We start from the raw sequence: 13,943 nt of genomic DNA, 5'->3' as shown, positions 1-13,943 counted from the left end.
AATTAAGGCAAGACTTCTGCGTGAGGGCTTCCAGGGAAGCCCTCGCTGTGCGGCTAAGCGGTTATGGGTTCAGGCTGACGCCCGAGAAGACGTTGCGACCGAAGGGGCTGACCTTGAACCCTTCGACTTTGGCACTCAGCGGCTGGTTGACCGTCGAGTGGGCAACAGGGGTGATCGGCACTTGCTGCTTGAGCAACTGCTGGGCCTGTTTGTAGAGCACGGTGCGCTGGTCACGGTCGGTGACGACCTTGGCCTGCTTGATCAGCTTGTCGTAATCCTGGTCACACCACATGGAGTAGTTGTTGCCGCCAATGGCGTCGCAGCTATAGAGCGTGCCCAGCCAGTTGTCCGGGTCCCCGTTGTCGCCGGTCCAACCGATCAGGCTGATGTCGTGCTCGCCGTTCTTGGTGCGCTTGATGTATTCGCCCCATTCGTAGCTGACGATCTTCACCTTCAGGCCGATCTTCGCCCAGTCTGCTTGGAGCATCTCGGCCATCAGCTTGGCGTTGGGGTTGTACGGGCGTTGCACGGGCATGGCCCAGAGGGTGATTTCGGTGCCTTCCTTGACCCCGGCGGCCTTGAGCAACTCCTTGGCTTTTTCCGGGTTGTAGGGCGTGTCCTTGATGGTGTCGTCGTAGGACCATTGCGTCGGCGGCATGGCGTTCTGCGCCAGTTGCCCCGCACCTTGGTAAACGGCGTTGAGAATGCCTTGCTTGTTCACCGCCATGTCCAGCGCCTGGCGCACTTCGACCTGGTCGAACGGCTTGTGGCGGGTGTTATAGGCGATGTAGCCGAGGTTGAAACCCGGTTTTTCGATCAGTTGCAGCTTGGGATCGTTCTTCAAGGCCGGCACGTCGGCGGGACGTGGATGCAGGGTGACCTGGCATTCGTTGGCCTTGAGCTTCTGCACCCGCACCGAGGCGTCGGTGTTGATGGAGAAGATCAGGTTTTTCAGTTTCACCCGTTCCGGCGCCCAGTACTTGTCGTTGGCGACATAACGAATATTGGAGTCTTTCTGATAGCTCTTGAACTCGAACGGCCCGGTGCCGATCGGCTTCTGGTTGATGTCGCTCGGCTTGCCGCCCTTGAGCAGTTGGTCGGCGTATTCGGCCGAGAGGATCGCGGCGAAGCTCATGGCAATGTTCTGGATAAACGCGGCGTCGACGCTGTTGAGCGTCATTACCACCGTCAGCGGCCCGGTTGCTTCGACCTTGGCAATGTTCTTGTTCAGGCTCATGCCGTTGAAGTACGGGAACTCGGTGGGGTAGGCCTTGCGGAACGGATGCTGCGGGTCAAGCATGCGGTTGAACGTGAACAGCACGTCGTCGGCGTTGAAATCCCGGGTCGGCGTGAAGTAATCGGTGGTATGAAATTTCACCCCTTCGCGCAGGTGGAAGGTGTACTTCAAGCCATCTTCGGAAATGTCCCAGCTCGTCGCCAGGCCTGGGACTACATTGGTCGCGCCTTTTTCAAACTCGGCCAGGCGGTTGTACAGCGGTTCGGCGGCATCGTTGTCGGTGGCCGTGGTGTATTGCGCGGTGTCGAAACCGGCGGGGCTGCCTTCGGAACAAAACACCAGGCTGCCACCGGCGGCCTGGGCTGCGGAGGTGGCGGCCAACAGGCCGGTGCCCAGCAATGCGGATAAAACCAAGGTATGGCGCATGACGCTCCCTCTCTCGTTTCGGGGTGTTGAACAGTGATCCGGTGTCCTTCCGGGGACAGGTCCGGAGCACTGGGCTCATTCCATTGCGTAAACAGCGATGCCACAGGGCCAGCAAACCGGCAGCCCCGACGTTATGGGTCGTGGGCCAGGCGGTAAATGCGGAAACGCCTGAAAGACTTGTGGGAAAAGGCGACACGTCCTAAACCAACTGCTGTGGGACGCAGTGCTTTTGGATGTAGGCAATTTCCTAGGTCTTGGTCTCGGCAGACAGGGCGACGGCATGGCGTGGGAGCGAGTCCTGCTCGCGATGGCGTCGTTGATAGTCCGCCATCGCGCTTAAAAAAGAGGCCGCTACGCCCGAAGCGTCGGACCGGCCCAGCGGGAGCAAGCTCCCTCGCCACAGGTCACCTTACTTGCTGACGCTGACGCCGTAGAAGGAGTTCAAGCCAAAGGGGCTGATCTTGAAGTCCTGCACGTTGGCGCGCATGGGTTGATACACCGTCGAGTGAGCGATAGGTGTCATTGGCACAGCATCCTTGAGGACGTGTTGCGCCTGCTTGTACAGTTCGGTGCGCTTGGCCTGGTCGGTGGTGCGCTTGGCTTCTTTCACGAGGCCGTCGAATTTCTTGTCACACCATTTGGAGAAGTTGTTGCCGGCCAGCGAGTCGCAGCCGAACAGCACGTTGAGCCAGTTGTCCGGGTCACCGTTGTCACCGCTCCAGCCAATGATCATGGCCTGGTTCTCGCCGCCCTTGGAACGCTTGATGTACTCGCCCCATTCGTAGCTGACGATGTTGACGTTCAGGCCGATTTTCTTCCAATCGGACTGCAGCATCTCGGCCATCAACTTGGCGTTCGGGTTGTACGGACGCTGCACCGGCATCGCCCACAGGGTGATGTTGGTGCCTTCCTTGACGCCGGCTTCCTTGAGCAGCTCCTTGGCTTTCTCAGGATCGTACTTGGCGTCCTTGATGGTGGTGTCGTAGGACCACTGGGTCGGCGGCATGGCGTTGACCGCCAGTTGGCCGGCGCCCTGGTACACCGAGTCGATGATCTGTGGCTTGTTGACCGCCATGTCCAGCGCCTGGCGGACCTTCAGGTTGGCCAGCACGTTCGGCTCGTTGCTGCCCTTGATCTTGTCCATCACGTTGTAGGCGATATAGCCCAGGTTGAAACCCGCCTGGTCAGGCATCTTCAACGCTTTGTCTTCCTTCAGGGCCTTGAGGTCGGCCGGGCGTGGGAAGAGGGTGATCTGGCATTCGTTTTTCTTGAGCTTCTGCATGCGCACCGACGGGTCGGTGGTGATGGCGAAGATCAGGTTGTCGATCTTCACGTCGTCAGGCTTCCAGTAGTCCTTGTTCCCGGTGTAGCGGATGTTGGAGTCTTTCTGGTAACTCTTGAACACGAACGGGCCAGTGCCGACCGGCTTCTGGTTGATGTCCGGGGCCTTGCCTTCCTTGAGCAGTTGGGCGCCGTATTCGGCGGACTGGATCGAGGCGAAGCTCATCGCCATGTTCTGGATGAACGCGGCGTCTACATCCTTGAGAGTGAACTTGACGGTGTGGTCGTCGACTTTATCGATCTTGGTGATGTTGGTGTCCATCCCCATGTCGGTGAAGTACGGGAATTCAGTCGGGTACGCCTTACGGAAAGGGTCGTCCTTGTTGATCATGCGGTTGAACGTGAATAGCACGTCGTCGGCATTGAATTCACGGGTCGGCTTGAAGTACGGGGTAGTGTGGAACTTGACACCTTCACGCAGATGGAAAGTGTAGGTGAGGCCGTCTTCGGAAATGTCCCACTTGGTGGCCAGGCCAGGAATCACGGCGGTGCCGCCGCGCTCAAACTGGGTCAGGCGGTTGAACATGGTTTCTGCAGAGGCGTCGAAGTCGGTTCCGGTGGTGTACTGACCAGGGTCGAAACCGGCCGGGCTGCCTTCGGAGCAGAACACCAGGTTAGTCGCGGCGGAAGCGAAAGGAGCGCTGGCTAACAAGCCTGCGCCGACTAAAAACGGAATGACCGCGTGTTTAAGCATGTTGGCCTCATGATTTGTTGTCATTTTTGGATTTGAGGGCGACCTCGTGAGTCGTCCTGCGGATACTTATGCAGGCCCCATACCCAATGCAAGATCCAGAGCGGTTACAAGTCTGAAACAGTGGCACGAACGTACCTTAATGTCGCATCTTTGTAACTTCTGACGCATTTGACCGTTTGCGCAGGCTTTTTTGGGGCGAAACGCGCTCCTTGGCGGTGCGGCGCGAGGCCGCGACGCACCGCCATGGGGCGGGTTTTACTTGTTCAAACCCACGCCGTAGAAGGGTGTGAGGCCAAATGGGCTGAGTTTGAAATCCACCACTTCCTTGCGTATCGGCTGGAACACCGTTGAGTTGGCAATGGGCGTGATGGGCACCTGCTGCTTGAGGATTTTCTGCGCCTGCTGGTACAGCTCGATCCGTTTTTGCCGGTCGGTCGCGACCTTGGCTTGCTGGACCAACCGGTCGTAGGCCGGGTCGCACCACTTGGCGTAGTTGCTGCCCTTGACCGCCGCGCAGCTATAAAGCACGCCGAGCCAGTTGTCCGGGTCGCCGTTGTCGCCGGTCCAGCCGTAGATCATCGCGTCGTGTTCGCCGTTCTTGGCGCGCTTGATGTACTCGCCCCATTCGTAGCTGACGATGTTGGCCTTGATGCCAATCCTGGCCCAATCCTGCTGGATCATCTGCGCCGACATGCGTGCGTTGGGGTTGGACGCGCGCTGCACCGTCATCGCCCACAAATCAATGGTTGTACCGGGCGCAACCCCGGCTTCCTTGAGGAGCGCCTTGGCCTTGGTCACGTCATGGGGCGCGTCCTGGATCGTCGGGTCGAACGACCACTGGGCCGGCGGCAAGGCGTTCTGCGCCAGCTGCCCGGCGCCTTGGTAAACGGCCTTGATGATCGCCGGTTTATCGATGGCCATGTCCAGCGCCTGGCGGACCTTGAGCTGGTCCAGCGGCGGGTGCGTCACGTTGTAGGCCAGGAAACCGAGATTGAAACCGGGCTGCTTGAGCACGCGCAGGTTCGGGTCTTGCTCCATCACCTCGATGTCGGCCGGGCGCGGATAACCGCTGACCTGGCACTCGCCGCGCTTGAGCTTTTGCAGGCGCACGGCGGCGTCCGGGGTGATGGAAAAAATCAGGTTATCGAGCTTCACGTCCTCGGGTTTCCAGTACGCGGTGTTGGCGGCGTAGCGGATCTGCGAATCCTTCTGGTAACGCTTGAACACGAACGGCCCGGTGCCGACGGGTTTCTGGTTGAGGTCGCCGGCCTTGCCTTCCTTCAATAGCTGCGCGGCGTATTCGGCGGATTGCACCGAGGCAAAACTCATTGCCAGGTTCTGTACGAAAGCCGCATCGACGTTGTTCAGGCTGAAGCGGACGGTGTGCTCGTCGACTTTCTCGACGTTTTTGATCGTGGTGTTCAGGCCCATGTCGGTGAAGTACGGCGATTCGGTGGGGTAGGCCTGGCGAAACGGGTGTTGTGGGTCGAGCAGGCGTTGGAAGGTGAACAGCACGTCGTCGGCGTTGAAGTCGCGGGTGGGGGTGAAATAGTCGGTGGTATGGAATTTCACGCCGTCGCGCAGGTGAAACGTGTAGGTCAGGCCATCGGCGGACACGTCCCAACTTGTCGCCAACCCAGGCTCGACCTCGGTGCCGCCGCGCTTGAACTGGGTGAGGCGGTTGAAGACGGTTTCGGCCGAGGCGTCGAAGTCGGTGCCGCTGGTGTATTGACTGGGGTCGAACCCGGCGGGGCTGGCTTCGGAGCAGTAGACCAGGGTGGTGGCGGCCTGGGCCATTGGGGCGCTGCTGATCAAGGTTAGGGCCAGCAGGAGGGGCTTGAAGGTGGTTCTGTCCATGAAATCCCTTGGGGGCGGTGAGGTTTTCAGAAGAGTAGCGTTGCGGGAGGGGGTGTTGGAAATATCGAAAAGTGAGGGGGACCGTGGGGTTTGGGTATAGCTTCTTGGGTGAGGCGGCCTGATAGCCGGCCTGGTTCTTCCTGCTGTACTCCGATCAAACTGTGGGGAGCTTGCTCGCGATGGCGGCCTTCCAGTCGGGTACATATCCATTGCTGCGGTAACGGCTACTTAGGGTTCCGCCCTTACGGCGGGTCACTTTTGGAGGAGCGCCAAAAGTAACCAAAAGCGCTTTGCCCCACCACTCGGCACCTCGCTTAGCTCGGTGTGCCCTCACTCCGGCATTGCTCCGTGGGCCCGCCGCGATGGGCCATCCATGGCCCTGCGCGGCTATCCCGGCATCCATGCCGGGATGCCCACTCCACAATGCCTGCGTTCGGCCATCGTGGTTAACGGGGCCCTCAGATCAAAAGCCGGGCCGAGGCGGCCTTATAGCCGACCTGGCTCTTGCGGTCGTGCACCCTTCAAATCTGTGGGAGCAAAGCTTGCTCGCGAGGCGGCCTGGTAGCCGACCTGGCTCTCCCGGTCATATCCCAATCCATTGTGGGAGCGAGCCTGCTCGCGAAGGCGGCTTAGTAGCCGGCCTATCTCTCACGAATGTACCCGATCAGTTGTGTGTGGGTTTGTTCGCGAAGGTGGCCTGAAAGCCCAGGTATGAAGGCTGGTCATTTCATGCCTAAGAAAAATATTTTGACTTTTCAAGGCGGCCGAATCTTTCGCTGTCCACATTCCATAAAACGTGGACAGTTCTCTCGTGCTGTTTTTGGAGATGTCAAAACTATTGTGCGACTCCGTTCTGAGAAGACCCCAGCAGAGGTCGAAGCAATATGTCTATGTCCCGCCGACCACCAAACCCGTGGCGAGGGAGCTTGCTCCCGCTGGGGCGCGAAGCGGCCCCAACAGCAGCGACTGCATTCATCTGACGTACCGAGGTGTCAGGTTTGGGGCTGCTGCGCAGCCCAGCGGGAGCAAGCTCCCTCGCCACGGGGTTGCTGCGCCAGGAGGTGTGATGAGTCATTCATTTTTGTCGGAAGGATCATCGGTCCTGAAACGAAACATCCCACAGCTTTTTAGGGTTGCCGGTCGGAAGTGGGGGCTCTAACCTTTGAACGTCGCTGCCAAAGCAGCGATCGGGTGTGGAAACCTGAATTAGTAGGGCATGGCTGAACATCGTGTTGCCGACGTCTCGTTTCGTCTGCAAACTGCGTCCTGGCGGCTGTGCGTGGGCAGACTTCGGTCTGGCCGGGTCCTGCTTACCGGTATTTCCACCCCGCGTACCGCTGCCACCTATTGTCGCGTGGAAACGACACAGGGATGGCTCCAACTTTTTAAGCAGGAGCATTGAATATGGATAAGTCAGTCCCCGATCCCCCCTTCAACAGAACAAACCCCCTAGCAGAATTCGACGCCATCGAAGACCTGCTAAAAGACCGAGCCGCCGCCGATCGGGCCCTCGATCATTACCTCAATCCGAAGCCTTCAAAGCCCAGTACCGATCCACGCATCGATAGCCTGTTCTCCGTTACCGCCAAGGCCGACACCGATACGCTGTTGACCAGCACTTCCGAAACCCTAGCCTCGATCAAGACCATGGCCGAGGACCTGGCGTTTGAAGTGGAGGGCACGCGGCGCAGTGTGGCGTTGGGAATTCATCAGTTGGTGGAGTTGTGCCAGTTGCTGGTGGACAAGGCGTTGGATCAGCTTGAAGCGCCGGCGAGCCCAGCACCTTGAGAGCCGCTGTACAGGCATACACCTGACAGATCTGACAGTAGCGACGCTGTGCGCCTGGAGGTAGGTTGGATCCAGGCGCGCTCCTCTTCTGTAGCGATGCCGTTATTACTTTATTCATTGGAAGAGGTGTAATCATGGCCGCTAAAGAAATTCGCATATCTATCGAAGACCTGGATCGTGATAGTAGCCCAGAGGTCCTGTTCGAGTTCTACAGCGGGAAAGAGCTGGATTTTTCCACCTCTGTGTCCTCCTCTCTGAAGAACGGCCGCTACGACAAGGTGGACGTAAAAGGAGATGCCGACGGGGATGGCGATTTTGATGCGCAGGATGATGAGTTGTTCATCCAGCTCGCTAAAGCGGCCGTTGCCTTGCTGAAATAAGATGTATGGACCGTGTCGCCAGGCTAAAGGGGCCTCCCCTAACAGGCGGATCAATTGCAATCAGTGCGATTGACCCGCTGCCTTGGATGGTTACTGCATCAACACCTCAACCACCCCATCCGCGGTCATTGTCACTTTGCTGGTGCCCGCTTCTACCTCAGGCGTGACCGACTCCGCATCCATCGACGCCGCTTTCATCATCATTTGCGGACGCATGTACGGTTGTGGGTAGCCGTTGGTATTGAAGTTCAGGTTGACGATCTTGTAGCCCTTGCCGCCGAGGGCTTCGGTGGCGAGTTGGGCGCGCGCCTTGAAGGCGTTGACGGCGTCCTTGAGCAGGGCGTCTTCGCTGGTCTGGCGAGTGGCGGTGGCGATGGCGAAGTCCATGCCGCCCATTTTCATGTCGCTGAGCAATTCGCCGGTGAGTTTGGACAGGGCGGCGAAGTCGGCGCTTTCCAGGCGCAGTTCGGCGCGTTCGCGCCAGCCGGTGATTTTCCCGCCTTTGTTGTCGTAGATCGGGTAGCTGTTGCGGCTGCCCTGGCTCAGGTTGATGCCCTTGACCTGTTTGGCCTGGCCTATGGCTTTATTCAGGGTGGTGCTGACGGCGGCGGCGAGCTTGGCCGGGTCGGTGTTCTGTTCCTCGGTGTAGAGGGTGACGATCATCAGGTCGCGGGCCACTTCCTGGCTGGCTTCGGCGCGCAGGGAGATCTGGTTGTAATGAAGCTCGTCGGCGGCCAGGGCCGGCAGGCTGGCGACGGTGCCGAGGCTGAGGGCGAGCAGGGCGGCGGGGCGACTGAACGTGTGCATGAAAGCTCCTTGGGATGATGCGCAGGGGTGTAGGTTCCGGGCCTGCGTGAACGATAAGACTCTAGCGTTTATGGTGCGGTTCGCACAGTTACAACTTCTATACAGATCAGCTCGGTGAAGGGCTTTCTGTGGCGAGGGGATTTATCCCCGCTGGACTGCGTAGCAGTCCCAGAATTGCCATGCCCCAGCTCGGCGTGGTGCCTGACCTTTTTGGGGGCCGCTTCGCGCCCCAGCGGGGATAAATCCCCTCGCCACAATGGTTGGTGTGCCATTTCGGGGCTGTGGCGCTTTGCCGCATATCTGCCTCTGCCCGCCGTGCGTTGGTTATACTCCGTGCGATCCGCCTGGAGCGCTCATCAGGAGAGCTCATGCTCGCCCCTTTGCAAATGACTTCCGCTTCTCGCCAGAACCTCTGGCGCCTGACGTTTATCCGCATTCTGGTCCTCGCGGCCCAGGCCGGCTCCGTGGGGCTTGCCTATTGGTTCGACCTGCTGCCGCTGCCCTGGCTGCAATTGGCGATTACCCTGGTTTTCTCCAGCGTACTCTGCGCGTTGACGGCGATTCGCCTGCGCACCTCATGGCCAGTGACCGAACTTGAATACGCCGTGCAACTGGCCTGCGACCTGTTTATCCACAGCGCGCTGCTGTATTTCTCCGGTGGCTCCACCAACCCCTTCGTCTCTTATTACCTGGTGCCGCTGACCATCGCCGCCGTGACGTTGCCGTGGCGGTTTTCGCTGATCCTGTCTGGCATCGCCCTGGCGCTGTACACCTTGTTGCTGGCGCGGTTCTATCCGCTGGAAACCTTCCCCATCGCCCGGGAAAACCTGCAGATCTACGGCATGTGGTTGAGCTTCGCCCTGGCCGCCGCGGTCATCACCTTCTTTGCCGCGCGCATGGCCGAGGAGCTGCGCCGCCAGGAAGAGTTGCGCGCCATTCGCCGCGAAGAAGGCCTGCGGGACGAGCAACTGCTGGCCGTGGCGACCCAGGCTGCCGGCGCCGCCCACGAGTTGGGCACACCGCTGGCGACCATGAGCGTGCTGCTCAAGGAAATGCGCCAGGATCATAAAGACCCGGCGTTGCAGGAAGACCTCAGCGTGCTGCAGGACCAGGTAAAGCTCTGCAAGGAGACCCTGCAATACCTGGTACGCGCCGCCGAGGCCAATCGCCGGTTGGACATCGACATGCAGGCGGTCACGTTCTGGCTCGACGATGCCCTGAACCGCTGGCACCTGATGCGCCCCGAAGCCAGTTACCGCTTCCAGTGCCTGGGCAAGGGCACGGTGCCGCGCATGGCGCCGCCGCCGGACTTGACCCAAGCGCTGCTGAATCTGCTGAACAATGCCGCCGACGCCTGCCCCGAAGGCTTGGAAGTGGTATTGGACTGGGATGCCTACGAACTGACGATCTGCATTCGCGACCACGGCGCCGGTGTGCCGCTGGCGATTGCCGAGCAGATCGGCAAACCGTTTTTTACCACCAAGGGCAAAGGTTTCGGCCTGGGCCTGTTTTTGAGCAAGGCCAGCGTGACACGCGCCGGCGGCTCGGTGAAACTCTACCCCCATGAGGAAGGCGGCACGCTCACCGAGCTGCGCCTGCCCCATGCCGACCGAGGAGACGAATATGAGTGACGAGATCCAAGTCGACGGCGAAGAACTGCCGCACCTGCTGCTGGTGGATGACGACGCCACCTTCACCCGCGTCATGGCCCGCGCCATGTCCCGTCGCGGTTTTCGCGTCAGCACCGCCGGTTCCGCCGAAGAGGGCCTGACCATCGCCCAGGCCGACCTGCCGGACTACGCTGCCCTCGACCTGAAAATGGACGGCGATTCGGGCCTGGTGCTGCTGCCCAAGCTGCTCGAGCTGGACCCGGAAATGCGCGTGGTGATCCTCACCGGTTATTCGAGCATCGCCACCGCGGTCGAAGCCATCAAGCGCGGTGCCTGCAATTATCTGTGCAAGCCGGCCGACGCCGATGACGTGCTGGCGGCGCTGCTGTCCGAACACGCCGACCTCGACACCCTGGTGCCGGAAAACCCCATGTCGGTGGATCGCCTGCAATGGGAACACATCCAGCGCGTGCTGACCGAGCACGAAGGCAACATCTCCGCCACGGCCCGCGCCTTGGGCATGCACCGGCGGACCTTGCAGCGCAAATTGCAAAAGCGCCCTGTGCGTCGCTGAACCTGCGCTGAACGAATGCTGTCCACCCTCGCGATATATCGGGCCGTTGCTCTATGATCGGCCCGAGTTTTTTCATTATTGAGCCCTAACCATGAATCAGAACGCTGAATATTCCGCGGTCAATGACGCGGTGCGCGGCCAGTTTTTCCGCCGTGTCTGGCAAATGACCACGCCATACTGGCGCAGTGAGGAGAAGGGCAAGGCTTGGACGCTGCTGATCGCCGTGATCGCGCTGTCGCTGTTCAGCGTGGCGATTTCGGTGTGGATCAACAGTTGGTACAGGGATTTCTACAACGCCCTTCAAGAGAAGGACACCGCGGCTTTCTGGCGGTTGATCCTGTATTTCTGCGGCATCGCGGCGGTGGCGATCCTCGGCGCGGTGTACCGTTTGTACCTCACGCAGATGCTTACCATCCGCTGGCGGGCCTGGCTCACCGAGCAGCACTTCGCCCGCTGGCTCGCTGACAAGAATTACTACCGGCTGGAGCAGGGCGGATACACCGATAACCCCGACCAGCGGATTTCCGAAGACCTCAACAGTTTTACCACCAACACCTTGAGCCTGGGCTTGGGGTTGCTGCGTACCGTGGTCAGCCTGGTGTCGTTCTCGGTCATCTTGTGGGGCGTTTCCGGCAGTATCGAAGTTTTCGGCTACACCATTCCCGGCTATATGTTCTGGTGCGCGCTGGTATACGCGGCGGTCGGCAGTTGGCTGACGCACCTGATCGGCCGTCGCCTGATCGGCCTGAACAACAACCAGCAACGCTTCGAAGCCGACCTGCGTTTCTCCATGGTGCGGGTGCGCGAGAATGCCGAGAGCATTGCGTTGTATGGGGGCGAGCCCAACGAGAATCGTCGCTTGAGCGGGCGCTTCGGCCTGGTCTGGCACAACTTCTGGGACATCATGCGGGTGTCCAAGCGCCTGACGTTCTTCACCTCCGGTTATGGCCAGATCGCGATCATCTTCCCGTTCATCGTCGCCGCCCCGCGTTATTTCGCCGGCAAGATCCAGCTGGGCGAGCTCATGCAGATCAACTCGGCGTTCGGTAACGTGCAGGAGAATTTCAGTTGGTTCATCACCGCCTACGCCGACCTTGCCGCGTGGCGCGCCACCTGTGACCGCTTGTTGAGTTTTCGCCAGGCGATGAGTGACAACGAAGACCGCGTGCCGGCGATCGATGTGCAGAACCAGGGTAACGAGCTGACAGTACGCAACCTCGGGCTGGACCTGAGCGATGGTCGCCATTTGCTGACCCACGCCGAGCTGGATGTCGAACCGGGCGAGCGGGTTATGCTCAGCGGTCGTTCCGGCAGCGGCAAGTCCACATTGCTGCGCGCGATGGGGCATCTGTGGCCTGCCGGGCATGGCAGCATTCGACTGCCGTCGGCCCGTTATCTGTTCCTGCCGCAAAAGCCTTACTTGCCGATTGGCAGCCTGCGGGAAGTGCTGAGTTATCCACAGGCCGGCGATGTGTACCCGAACGAGCGTTATGCACAGGTGCTGGAAACGTGCCGCCTGCCGCACCTGATCCCGCGGTTGGATGAAAGCAACCACTGGCAGCGCATGCTCTCGCCCGGCGAGCAGCAACGCCTGGCCTTCGCCCGCGCATTGCTTTACGCGCCGTTATGGTTGTACATGGACGAAGCCACATCGGCGATGGATGAAGAAGACGAGGCGACGCTGTACCAGGCCTTGATTGACCAACTGCCGGGCCTGAGCATTGTCAGCGTCGGCCACCGAAGCAGCTTGAAACGTTTCCATCCGCGACATGTGCGTATCGAAAATGGCCAACTGGTGGAACAGGCTGTGACTGCTTGATTGTCATTGTCGAACGCTGTTGTGGCGAGGGGATTTATCCCCGCTGGGCGCGAAGCGCCCCTTTCAAATCAACGGTCCTCGATATTGAGTCTGCCAATAGATCAAGGGGGCTGCTACGCAGCCCAGCGGGGATAAATCCCCTCGCCACAACGATGCATGGCGGTAACCTTTGACAAGGCCCACCGGTGAGCACGGTGATCGTACAACCACGTTGCGCTATGATGCACACTTAGCCGCTTGCCAAATATAGAGACACACCATGGAAAACCCGATCAACGTCCCACGCCTTCCCCGCAAGCGCCGCAGCCTGGCGCAGGAGCTGGTGACGGTCCTGACCGAGCAGATTCGCGACGGCCTGCTCAAGCGTGGCGATAAATTGCCCACCGAGTCGGCGATCATGGAAGCCCATGGCGTCAGCCGCACGGTGGTGCGCGAGGCAATTTCCCGGTTGCAGGCGGCCGGCCAGGTGGAAACCCGTCACGGCATCGGCACTTTCGTGCTGGACACGCCCAGCCCGAGCGGCTTTCGCATCGACCCGGCCACGGTGGTCACCTTGCGTGATGTACTGGCGATCTTGGAATTGCGCATCAGCCTGGAGGTCGAATCCGCCGGGCTGGCGGCGCAGCGCCGCAGCGATGAGCAACTGGCGGCGATGCGGGCGGCCCTTGATGCCTTGAACGAAAGCGCGGCCCACGCCAGCGACGCGGTGGCCTCGGACTTCGCCTTCCACCTGGAAATTGCCCTGTCCACCGGCAACCGCTACTTCACCGACATCATGACCCACCTGGGCACCAGCATCATCCCGCGTACCCGGCTGAACTCGGCGCGCCTGGCCCATGACGACCACCAGCACTACATGGATCGCCTGAGCCGCGAACACGAGGAAATCTACGAGGCCATCGCTCGCCAGGACTCCGACGCCGCCCGTGCGGCCATGCGTCTGCACCTGACCAACAGCCGCGAGCGGTTGCGCCAGGCCCATGAAGAGGCGCAGGCGCAGGGCTAGCGTCTTTCGGTTGAAATGAGGCGAGTCATTGCTTCTGTGGCGAGGGGATTTATCCCCGTTGGGCTGCGAAGCAGCCCCCACACAGACGCCTTTGTGTGTGGGATCGGATTGAGTTACCGCCTTAGGGGGGTGCTGCGCAACCCAGCGGGGATAAATCCCCTCGCCACAGAATGTCCCTCCCTGTGAGGCCGCGCTGATCGCAGCGTAAGGCGACTCAATAAAGATTGTGAAGGAACTACAGCCGTGCGCAGCACCGCCGTGCCTGGGGCTGTGTCCCCACGCTGCAACGGTGCCTATTGGCAGAGTTAACAGGGTCGACGAGCCGTCCTGGAGCCCCGGCGGCAATTTCCATTCGTCTTCCAATCTCGTCCTAAGTCCCGATTTAGAAGGCTTCACGCCAACAA

General features: G+C 60.2%; 10 protein-coding genes. 6 read left to right on the top strand and 4 right to left on the bottom strand.

What is annotated here, in order from left to right; genetic code table 11:
* Positions 1 to 61: 61 nt before the first annotated feature.
* The 3 genes from AB4N42_RS27475 to AB4N42_RS27465 all read right to left on the bottom strand — a co-directional run bounded on the left by AB4N42_RS27475 (position 62) and on the right by AB4N42_RS27465 (position 5,555).
* Positions 62 to 1,663, bottom strand: coding sequence for an ABC transporter substrate-binding protein (locus AB4N42_RS27475; protein WP_030139825.1), 1,602 nt, complete (start codon positions 1,661 to 1,663; stop codon positions 62 to 64).
* 409 nt (positions 1,664 to 2,072) lie between these two features.
* Positions 2,073 to 3,698 (bottom strand): ABC transporter substrate-binding protein, encoded by a 1,626-nt coding sequence (locus AB4N42_RS27470; protein WP_460115597.1) that lies wholly within the window; start codon positions 3,696 to 3,698, stop codon positions 2,073 to 2,075.
* A gap of 255 nt (positions 3,699 to 3,953) precedes the next feature.
* Positions 3,954 to 5,555 carry an ABC transporter substrate-binding protein gene (locus AB4N42_RS27465; protein WP_460115596.1) on the bottom strand — a complete coding sequence of 534 codons (1,602 nt, stop codon included), beginning with the start codon at positions 5,553 to 5,555 and terminating at the stop codon, positions 3,954 to 3,956.
* 1,404 nt (positions 5,556 to 6,959) lie between these two features.
* Here AB4N42_RS27465 and AB4N42_RS27460 point away from each other — a divergent pair.
* Together AB4N42_RS27460 and AB4N42_RS27455 are read left to right on the top strand one after the other, a co-directional pair.
* Complete coding sequence (locus AB4N42_RS27460) at positions 6,960 to 7,343, top strand: DUF6124 family protein (protein ID WP_030139827.1); 384 nt, start codon at positions 6,960 to 6,962, stop codon at positions 7,341 to 7,343.
* 134 nt (positions 7,344 to 7,477) lie between these two features.
* Complete coding sequence (locus AB4N42_RS27455) at positions 7,478 to 7,723, top strand: hypothetical protein (RefSeq protein ID WP_024618924.1); 246 nt, start codon at positions 7,478 to 7,480, stop codon at positions 7,721 to 7,723.
* Positions 7,724 to 7,813: 90 nt separating this feature from the next.
* Here the strand turns inward: AB4N42_RS27455 and AB4N42_RS27450 are convergent, their stop codons facing one another.
* Positions 7,814 to 8,530: an SIMPL domain-containing protein gene (locus AB4N42_RS27450; RefSeq protein WP_030139828.1), complete on the bottom strand. Its 717-nt coding sequence runs from the start codon at positions 8,528 to 8,530 to the stop codon at positions 7,814 to 7,816.
* Between the two features lie 368 nt (positions 8,531 to 8,898).
* Between AB4N42_RS27450 and AB4N42_RS27445 the strand changes: the two genes are divergently transcribed.
* The 4 genes from AB4N42_RS27445 to AB4N42_RS27430 all read left to right on the top strand — a co-directional run bounded on the left by AB4N42_RS27445 (position 8,899) and on the right by AB4N42_RS27430 (position 13,539).
* A complete protein-coding gene (locus AB4N42_RS27445) occupies positions 8,899 to 10,161 on the top strand; it encodes an ATP-binding protein (RefSeq protein WP_030139829.1) in 1,263 nt (420 codons plus the stop codon).
* A complete protein-coding gene (locus tag AB4N42_RS27440) occupies positions 10,154 to 10,714 on the top strand; it encodes a response regulator transcription factor (RefSeq protein ID WP_003177957.1) in 561 nt (186 codons plus the stop codon). The genes AB4N42_RS27445 and AB4N42_RS27440 overlap by 8 nt, the downstream gene beginning before the upstream one ends.
* Positions 10,715 to 10,805: 91 nt before the next feature.
* Positions 10,806 to 12,533, top strand: a complete 1,728-nt coding sequence (locus AB4N42_RS27435) for an ABC transporter ATP-binding protein/permease (RefSeq protein ID WP_460115595.1) — start codon at positions 10,806 to 10,808, stop codon at positions 12,531 to 12,533.
* A 259-nt stretch (positions 12,534 to 12,792) separates the two neighbouring features.
* A complete protein-coding gene (locus AB4N42_RS27430; protein WP_030139831.1) occupies positions 12,793 to 13,539 on the top strand; it encodes a FadR/GntR family transcriptional regulator in 747 nt (248 codons plus the stop codon).
* Positions 13,540 to 13,943 lie beyond the last annotated feature (404 nt).

The organism is Pseudomonas sp. H2_D02, assembly GCF_054677635.1.
Note: the sequence above shows the minus strand (reverse complement) of the source record. Positions and strands in the feature narration are given on the sequence as shown.

Bases quoted from the DNA above. Each gene is read 5' to 3' on its own strand.
- AB4N42_RS27460 (WP_030139827.1), top strand. From the start codon at position 6,960: ATGGATAAGTCAGTCCCCGATCCCCCCTTCAACAGAACAAACCCCCTA.
- AB4N42_RS27435 (WP_460115595.1), top strand. From the start codon at position 10,806: ATGAATCAGAACGCTGAATATTCCGCGGTCAATGACGCGGTGCGCGGC.
- AB4N42_RS27465 (WP_460115596.1), bottom strand. From the start codon at position 5,555: ATGGACAGAACCACCTTCAAGCCCCTCCTGCTGGCCCTAACCTTGATC.
- AB4N42_RS27455 (WP_024618924.1), top strand. From the start codon at position 7,478: ATGGCCGCTAAAGAAATTCGCATATCTATCGAAGACCTGGATCGTGAT.
- AB4N42_RS27470 (WP_460115597.1), bottom strand. From the start codon at position 3,698: ATGCTTAAACACGCGGTCATTCCGTTTTTAGTCGGCGCAGGCTTGTTA.
- AB4N42_RS27445 (WP_030139829.1), top strand. From the start codon at position 8,899: ATGCTCGCCCCTTTGCAAATGACTTCCGCTTCTCGCCAGAACCTCTGG.
- AB4N42_RS27475 (WP_030139825.1), bottom strand. From the start codon at position 1,663: ATGCGCCATACCTTGGTTTTATCCGCATTGCTGGGCACCGGCCTGTTG.
- AB4N42_RS27450 (WP_030139828.1), bottom strand. From the start codon at position 8,530: ATGCACACGTTCAGTCGCCCCGCCGCCCTGCTCGCCCTCAGCCTCGGC.
- AB4N42_RS27440 (WP_003177957.1), top strand. From the start codon at position 10,154: ATGAGTGACGAGATCCAAGTCGACGGCGAAGAACTGCCGCACCTGCTG.
- AB4N42_RS27430 (WP_030139831.1), top strand. From the start codon at position 12,793: ATGGAAAACCCGATCAACGTCCCACGCCTTCCCCGCAAGCGCCGCAGC.